10 protein-coding genes are annotated in these 7343 nt (G+C 39.8%); 4 read left to right on the plus strand and 6 right to left on the minus strand.

What is annotated here, in order from left to right:
- Positions 1-163 precede the first annotated feature (163 nt).
- On the minus strand, positions 164-961 hold the full coding sequence (locus FFR48_RS23435) for a PhzF family phenazine biosynthesis protein (protein WP_137669027.1): 798 nt from the start codon (positions 959-961) through the stop codon (positions 164-166).
- 66 nt (positions 962-1027) lie between these two features.
- Positions 1028-1600 (minus strand): Uma2 family endonuclease, encoded by a 573-nt coding sequence (locus FFR48_RS23440; RefSeq protein ID WP_096569940.1) that lies wholly within the window; start codon positions 1598-1600, stop codon positions 1028-1030.
- Positions 1601-1766: 166 nt separating this feature from the next.
- On the opposite strand from FFR48_RS23440, the gene FFR48_RS23445 reads away from it, so the two are divergent.
- A complete protein-coding gene (locus FFR48_RS23445; RefSeq protein WP_137669028.1) occupies positions 1767-2027 on the plus strand; it encodes a ribbon-helix-helix domain-containing protein in 261 nt (86 codons plus the stop codon).
- Positions 2028-2201: 174 nt separating this feature from the next.
- Positions 2202-2315, plus strand: a complete 114-nt coding sequence (locus tag FFR48_RS30635; RefSeq protein WP_371851477.1) for a type II toxin-antitoxin system RelE/ParE family toxin — start codon at positions 2202-2204, stop codon at positions 2313-2315.
- Between the two features lie 75 nt (positions 2316-2390).
- On the opposite strand, the gene FFR48_RS23455 is transcribed toward FFR48_RS30635, so the two are convergent.
- On the minus strand, positions 2391-2501 hold the full coding sequence (locus FFR48_RS23455; RefSeq protein ID WP_137669029.1) for an element excision factor XisI family protein: 111 nt from the start codon (positions 2499-2501) through the stop codon (positions 2391-2393).
- Positions 2502-2903: 402 nt separating this feature from the next.
- Here FFR48_RS23455 and trxA point away from each other — a divergent pair, with 402 nt between their 5' ends.
- A complete protein-coding gene (gene trxA, locus FFR48_RS23460; RefSeq protein WP_137669030.1) occupies positions 2904-3221 on the plus strand; it encodes a thioredoxin in 318 nt (105 codons plus the stop codon).
- Between the two features lie 63 nt (positions 3222-3284).
- Positions 3285-3431: a hypothetical protein gene (locus FFR48_RS23465; protein WP_162501948.1), complete on the plus strand. Its 147-nt coding sequence runs from the start codon at positions 3285-3287 to the stop codon at positions 3429-3431.
- Here the strand turns inward: FFR48_RS23465 and prmA are convergent.
- The 3 genes from prmA to panB form a co-directional block, all read right to left on the minus strand.
- Entirely contained in the window at positions 3379-4299 is a 921-nt protein-coding gene (gene prmA / locus FFR48_RS23470; protein ID WP_096569926.1) for a 50S ribosomal protein L11 methyltransferase, read from the minus strand. The genes FFR48_RS23465 and prmA overlap by 53 nt on opposite strands.
- A 100-nt stretch (positions 4300-4399) precedes the next feature.
- Positions 4400-5980: a phosphoglycerate dehydrogenase gene (gene serA / locus FFR48_RS23475; protein ID WP_137669031.1), complete on the minus strand. Its 1581-nt coding sequence runs from the start codon at positions 5978-5980 to the stop codon at positions 4400-4402.
- A gap of 366 nt (positions 5981-6346) precedes the next feature.
- A complete protein-coding gene (gene panB / locus FFR48_RS23480) occupies positions 6347-7120 on the minus strand; it encodes a 3-methyl-2-oxobutanoate hydroxymethyltransferase (RefSeq protein WP_096569922.1) in 774 nt (257 codons plus the stop codon).
- Positions 7121-7343 lie beyond the last annotated feature (223 nt).

The raw sequence follows: 7343 nt of genomic DNA on the forward strand, positions 1-7343 counted from the left end.
AAAATTGATTACCCAGTCCCCAGTCACCAGTCACCAGTCGCCAGTCACCAGTCACCAGTCACCAGTCACCAGTCACCAGTCACCAGTCCCCAGTCACCAGTCCCCAGTCCCCAGTCCCCAGTCACCAGTCCCCAGTCCCCAGTCACCAGTCCCCAGTCACCTGTCACCTGTCACCTAATAACTCACCGCGCATTACAGTTATAGCTTGTCCAGCTAAAAAAACGCGATTTTCCCCAGGATAAAAAATCTTAACCACACCCCCACGACTAGAAGCTTGATAAGCTAAAAACTCATCTTTTTTTAGCCTTTCACGCCAAAATGGGGCTAAACAACAATGTGCAGCACCAGTCACTGGATCTTCATCAATACCTAATCCTGGAGCAAAAAACCGCGATACAAAATCATATTCTCCATCACCAATACTGGTAACAATTACATTAGCAACGGGTAATTTTTTCATCTGTTGAAAATTCGGCTGCATTTCTCGCACTAATTCCGCAGATGCAACTTCTACTAAATAACCTAGAGAATTGAGGTAAACTGATTTATAATCTATTCCTAAAACTTCATTTAATGCTGATGGTGGTTCTAGGGTTTGGGAATAATTTACAGGAAAATCTAACTCAATCCAATTATCTTTTTTCTGAGCGATTAATAAACCACTTTTTGTATAGAAACGGGCTTCTTGTTCTGGTGATAAATGACCTTCTGACCATAATACATGGGCGCTGGCTAAAGTGGCATGACCACATAAAGGAACTTCTACTAATGGGGTAAACCAACGCAGATTAAAACCGTCATTTTCTCTGATCAAAAAAGCCGTTTCTGATAAATTCATTTCTTGGGCGACTTGTTGCATCCAGTCGTCTGGTTGGGGAGTTGTTAATACACAAACTGCGGCGGGGTTGCCTGTAAATGGTGTATGGGTGAAAGCATCAACTTGGGTAATTTTTTGGGTCATGTTTTGGGTGATAATGAGATTATTTGCATAATATCATTGATTGATGGTTACAGCAGAAATTGAAGCTTATCGACTAGGAAAATTAACATCTTCATAAACATCGGTTAAAAGACAGTTAAAATTTACGCTTGTTAACTCCAATTGTTGATTACCTCTATAAATATAAAGTTCCCATCTTCCTTGATTATTGCGACGAAAACAATCAACTCTTTGACGATTTTGGCTCACTAAAACATATTCTTGTAATGTTTCTAATTCTTGATAGTCAATGAATTTATCACCTCTATCAAAGGCTTCAGTTGCAGGTGATAAAACTTCAATCATTAAACTTGGATAGCGTTTAAAATATTCAAAATCTGTATCTCTTGGATCGCAAGTTACCATGAGATCAGGATAATAGAAAATATCCAGAGTTTCAATTCTTGCTTTCATATCAGCAACATAAAGACGGCATCCTGTACCGCGAATATGATTTCTTAAAAGAGCAACTAAATTAGTAGTGATTGTCACGTGGGCATCACTAGCACCTGCCATTGCGTAAATTTGCCCTTGAATATATTCATGTTTAATAGGACTGGATTTTTCAGCTTCTAAGTATTCTTCTGGGGATAAATATTGGTGAGATTGGGCAAGAGTCATATATTTTATGGTTAATAATAGATGAGTTTTTAGGTGTGTTTATAGTATAGCAAATTTTGAGGTATAGCAAATTTTGAGATTTTTTTATTTCACGCAAAGACACAAAGGAAGAGAAGTGTTAATAATAAAATATAAAATATATATAGGTCAAATACCAGAATAAATCATGAATATCCAAATTGAACCGGAATTAGAAAAAATTATTCAAGCGCAAATTGCCACAGGTAGGTATGCTAACCCTGAAGATGTGATTAGTAAAGCTTTGAAATTGCTTTTAGAGTGGGATAAGGGTTATCAGCAGTGGGTAGAAGAAACACGGGAAAAGGTTGATGTTGCTATTGAACAATTGGATAGAGGGGAAGGTATTGAGGGAGATGTGGTAATTGCACAATTGCGGGATAAGTTGCGTCAAGCGAGAGAGAGATAAGTATGAAAACACATATTATTTCTCCAGAAGCTAGTCGTGATTGATCAGAAATTATTGATTATTTTGCCAATAGAAATATTGATGCTGGAGAGCGTTTTATTGATGAGTTTGAAAAGAAGTGTAAGTATTTAATTAATTACCCTAATATGGGACTATGAAAATATTAGGGTTGATTTGCGGGGTATTCCTTTGGATGGTTATGTGATTCTTTATCGAGTTATTAATGGTGGGATTGAAATTGTGCGTGTAGTTAGTGGTTATCGAGATTTGGAATCTTTGTTTCAATGATTGATTGAGAGTTTATTTCACGCAAAGACGCAGAGACGCAAAGGAAGAACGCAAAACAGAAAATGAATAAAAAATCTAAACCGATGCAAAACCAGTAAAATGTCTCACATGAGAGGATATAAAACCTAAAACAATATCCGTTTTTGGTACCTCCAAATCTACTAACTCACTAGAACACCGATTCATTAATCGTAAGGGCGAAGCATTCGGACAGAATATGAACTGGTTTCAGCGATAGGTTATCACCCGAATGCTTCGCCCCTACAAGGTAAAAACAGATTACCTAGCATTACTGAATCGACGTTCTAGCGACTCCTTCCTCTGTTAAATCTGTAATACTATCAAGCTATTGTCTCCCTTGCTCACTTTAGCGTTTTTTCTTTTTCCCCTACTTATTGAGCCGATACGATTTGATCACCACAAAAAAAGAAAATGTTTAAATTTAGAAACAATACTTAATAAATTTATTGAGAACATCAACCAATATCAAGAAACCGCAAAATTTCTCAAGAAAAAATAAAATTCCACCGATTCTAATTTCTAAGAACTACCATTAAAACAAACAATCAAAAATTGGTGTGTGCCATCATGACAACTAAAAAGCAATTTAACAGCTTTGAAGAAATGCTCTCTGGTTCTGATGTACCAGTGTTAGTAGACTTTTACGCTGAATGGTGTGGTCCTTGTCAGATGATGGGACCAATTTTAGAACAAGTGAATCTGCAATTAAAAGACCGTTTACGAATTGTCAAAATTGACACTGAGAAATACACTCAATTAGCTAGTCAATATCAAATTGCAGCTTTACCAACCTTGGTATTATTTAAGAATGGTCAACCTGTAGATAGAATTGAAGGTGTACTGCAAGCACCAGAATTAATTCAACATCTGCAAACACTGGTTTAATTTGGTGATTGGTGATTGGTGATTGGTGATTGGTGATTGGTGATTGGTAATTGGTGATTGGTAATGGGTAATGGGTTATTAATCTTCCCAGTCCCCAGTCCCCAGTCCCCAGTCCCCAGTCCCCAGTCCCCAGTCCCCAGTCCCCAGTCACCAGTTTTTAAGAACGTCTGGCATTTAAACAACACCATTCTTTGCGTTTCCACAGGGTAGCCACAACCCAACCATTTTGTTCTAAAACATCAGCCACAGCTTTAGATTGTTCTAATAAAATACCACTAAAAATACCCCAGGTACTTGGTTTAATAATAGCTGCCATTTCTGGAATTAACTCAATAATGACATCAGCCAAAATATTACAAACAATACCATCAACTGGCTGATCAATTATTTTTGTCAAAACGTCCACACTACCCAAGGCTGGGATCAAGCGTTCTGAATTAATATCATTAAGGGTGCGATTGCTCAAAGTTGATTTTACCGCCAAAGGATCATTATCAACTGCATAAACTTTTTTTGCCCCCAGGAGTATAGCACCTACAGAAAGGATACCAGAACCGCAGCCAATATCCGCAATTACTAGGGAATCTTTTTTATTCTCTGTACCTATAAAAGAATCAGGAATTGCACTTAGGCGCATTTCCAGAGATTCTAGACATAGTTGAGTTGTGGCGTGATTACCTGTACCAAAAGCAACACCAGGATCAAGACGAATCACCAACCGTTCTGATGATGCAGGTAATGGTAGCCATGCGGGGTTGATCAAGAAGCGATCGCCAATATCTTGAGGTTGCCAATATTGTTTCCAACTACTAGACCAGTCTTCCTCATCAATCAAATTCCAGTGTAACAGCGGAGAAGGCAACCCAATACACAAAGCATCTTGACGCAACCATAAAGATAACGCCGATAAATCTAATAATTGTGCTTGAAAGCTAGGCAAATAAGCCTTTAACAGCGATGAATTTCCTTTGCTTTCAATAGCAGTACCACGACAGCCAAAAGTTTCCAGTCGCCAAAAGATAGAATCTTCTAGGTCTGGTTCACATAAAATTTTCAGTTCCCACCAAGTATTTGCCATAGAATTTTAAATTACTAGTACAGGGAACAGGGAACGGGGAACAGGAAACAGGGAATAAAGAATATAACTGTCACCTGTCACCTGTCACCTGTCACCTGTTTTAAAGTGTTACTGTATAAGCATCCCGAATACCAGATACTTGTTTAATTTCATCCAAGATGCCATCTGGTAAAGGATCATCAATACTTAAAGCCATTACTGCATCACCACGGACGATTTTCCTTCCTACCTGCATACTGGCAATGTTAACGTTAAAACTGCCCAGTAAAGAACCGAGTTTACCGATAATTCCTGGCATATCCCGGTGTAAGGTGAACAGCATATATTTGCTAGGTGGCACATTAATGGGGAAACCATCCACATCAGTTAAGTGAATTTCCTTATCACCCAACAAAGCACCTGTGACAGAGTGAGTACCTAAAGTACCTGTAGCTTCCAAATGTAGCGAACCTGCATAGTCTCTTGCTGAAGCATCCCTGGTTTCAATTACCCGAATACCTCTTTCTTTGGCTTCTATGCTGGCATTGACATAATTTACCCGTTCCCGCAAAGCTTGGTAAAGCAACCCTTTCAGCGCCGCTACTACTAAAGGCTGACTCTTATTAGTAGCCAGATCCCCTTGTAGTTTAACATTCAGTGTTTCCACCCTGCCACCTGCCAGTTGTCCTACCAAGTTACCCAAGGTTTCCGCTAACTGCATATACGGCTTGAGTTCTTCCAAGATATCGGGTCCGAGTCCAGGAATATTTACCGCAGAACGGGCTGGTAGTCCTAACAACACATCGCGGATTTGTTCTGCCACGTCTATGGCTACGTTTACTTGGGCTTCGGCAGTAGATGCACCTAAATGGGGTGTGAGAATTATATCTTTACCCAGCGATCGCAACTCAGATTCTGCCAAAGGTTCAGAGTCGAATACATCTAAAGCTGCACCTGCAATTTTACCTTCTTTAATCGCCGCTGCCAATGCTGCCTCATCAATAATTCCCCCCCTAGCACAGTTAATAATTCTGGTGGTTGGTTTCATCTTCGCCAAAGTTTTAGCGTTGATTAAATTGGCAGTTTCTGGAGTTTTGGGAATGTGTAAAGTGATATAGTCTGCTTGTTGGAATAATAAATCTAATTCCACCAACTGACAACCAATTTGTTCTGCTCTTTCTGTAGAAATAAAGGGATCATAAGCTAATAACTTCATCCCCATTGCCTTAGCTACATGAGCAACATGAGAACCGATTTTTCCTAACCCCACAATACCCAGGGTTTTCTTATAGACTTCCGCACCGACAAAAGTTTTTCTGTCCCATTCTCCCCTTTTTACAGAAGCATTAGCATCGGGGATATGACGAGATAAAGATAACATCATTGCTAATGCGTGTTCGGCAGCCGCAATGGTATTTCCTTCTGGGGAATTAACGACTACAATACCTTTACGGGTAGCCGCAGGAACATCCACATTATCCACACCCACACCAGCACGGCCAATAATTTTTAATTGGGTACTGGCTTCAATAATTTCTTGAGTAACGCGAGTTCCAGAACGAATCATCAGCGCGTCATACTCACCAATAATTTCTATTAGTTCTGCTGGTTTTAGATTTGTTTTGACATCAACTGTAGCAACTTGGGAAAGAATGTCAATACCAGCTTGGTCAATGGGATCGGAAACAAGAACCTTAGACATGATTACTTCATTTACAATGATAGGTTTTCCGCAAGCATTTAGCTATTAGCGGTCAGCAGTCAGGTTTTTAACAGTTACGTCCAAAATCATATATTTGATAATCTACTGTTTGATAAAACATTCTGACTCCTGACTCCTGACTGCTTACGAATTTGCTGTACAAGATTTTTAAGTTTAGTCCTTATCCGCAACAATTCAGCAAAAATTATGTGTTTCTATAACAAACTAGCAGCCTTACGTACTCTATAGTAATAGAATTACTCAGATGTACCTAAATGACATTGGTGATTGGTGATTGGTGACTGGTGATTGGGTAAAATTAAACTAATGACCAATGACTAATAACTAATGACCAATCACCAATAACTAATTAGGAAATTGTCCACCGCGCACTTCTAAGGCGTAACTTTGGACTGCGTTGGTAATTTGTTCTCGTAAGTTTGTATAAACTTTAGCAAAGGGTGGCTGTTTTTCTGAAAGCCCCAAAACATCAGAAGTCACCAATACTTGACCATCACAATCAACACCCGCACCGATGCCGATGGTAGGAACACGTACTTTTTGAGTAATTTCTAATGCTAAATTGGCGGGGATATGTTCTAAGACTAGAGAGAATACACCAGCTTGTTCTAGAGCGATCGCCTCATTGAAAATGCGCTCTCCTGCGGTCTGAGTTTTGCCCTGTTGTCGCAAACCGAGTTGATGTACTGATTGCGGTGTTAAACCCACATGACCCATGACAGGAATACCAGCTTGTACCAACCGGGCTACAGTTTCGACCATTGCCGGATAGCCACCTTCTAATTTTACCGCCTGTGCGCCAGTTTCTTTCAGTATTCTGCCAGCAGAGTGCATCGCTTGGGAAACACTTTCTTGATAAGTTAAGAATGGTAAATCTACCACCACCAAAGCCCGTTTTACACCACGACGCACAGCTTTAGCATGGTGGATCATTTCTTCTAACGTAACTGGCAGAGTGGTTTCATATCCCAGCATAACTGCCAGAGAATCACCCACCAAGATTAAATCTACACCAGCTGTATCTAACAGTTGAGCGATCGCATAATCCCAAGCAGTCAAAGCGACAATTGCCCGTCCTTGCTGTTTCCATTGTATTAATTGCTGGGTAGTAATTGGCATAATCAGGAGTTCAGGAGTTCAAGGAGTTCATTCAGGAGGCAGGGGGCAGGGGGCAGCTCACAAGGGTAGGTATTTTACATTGTCGTGAGGGCAAGACTTGGAGGACAAGGCAGACAAGGTGACAAGGGAGGAAATACGTAACAAAAATGTACAATTGGTAACAAAAACTGAGGCTAAACAGACCTTGTACTGAGCGAAGCCGAAGTACATTTTTTGTATAAAA

Source organism: Sphaerospermopsis reniformis (assembly GCF_005402885.1).
In the GTDB taxonomy this organism is placed as follows: Bacteria; Cyanobacteriota; Cyanobacteriia; order Cyanobacteriales; family Nostocaceae; genus Sphaerospermopsis; species Sphaerospermopsis kisseleviana.